Genomic DNA, 661 nt, shown 5'->3' with positions numbered 1-661 from the left:
AAAGCAGACAAGACAGCTCTGACGAATGCGAATAATGCCTTAGGAAGCGAAATCACAAGTGTACCAACAACAGCTGACAAGCCAGCAAGCAAAGTGACTGCCTATAACGACGCTAAGACAAAAGCAGAAGCAGCTAAGCAAGCAGCGGAAGCTGTAATAGCGGACGATAATGCGACACCAGAAGCTGTTCAAGCAGAGCTAGCGAAAGTAAACGCAGCCAAAGACGCGTTGAAGAAAGCAGAAGATGCAGTAACCGCAGCAGCTACAGAAACAGCGAAAGCTAAATTAGCAGAAGACAACGCGAAGTTAGATGAAGCCGTAAGTACAGAAGGTAAGACACCAGAAAGTATTAAAGCTTACGAAGCCGCTAAGAAAGAAGCAGAAGCCGAAGTTACAGCAGCTAAGCAGGCAGCAGAAGCCGCAAAAGCTAAAGGTGCCGATGCGACAGCAGCAGAAGTTCAAGCAGCGCAAGAAAAAGTAACCGCAGCTCAAGGTAAGTTAGACAAAGCGAAAGAGAAGTTAGTCGATAAAGCAGACAAGACAGCTCTGACGAATGCGAATAATGCCTTAGGAAGCGAAATCACAAGTGTACCAACAACAGCTGACAAGCCAGCAAGCAAAGTGACTGCCTATAACGACGCTAAGACAAAAGCAGAAGCAG

1 pseudogene is annotated in these 661 nt (G+C 46.6%); it reads left to right on the top strand.

Annotation, left to right across the window (positions count from 1 at the left end):
- Window positions 1–661 (top strand): annotated as a pseudogene (locus tag HT679_RS09980) (YSIRK signal domain/LPXTG anchor domain surface protein); the annotation flags it as partial.

This window comes from Streptococcus sp. 4886 (assembly GCF_013276485.1).
GTDB lineage: Bacteria > Bacillota > Bacilli > Lactobacillales > Streptococcaceae > Streptococcus.
Note: the sequence above shows the minus strand (reverse complement) of the source record. Positions and strands in the feature narration are given on the sequence as shown.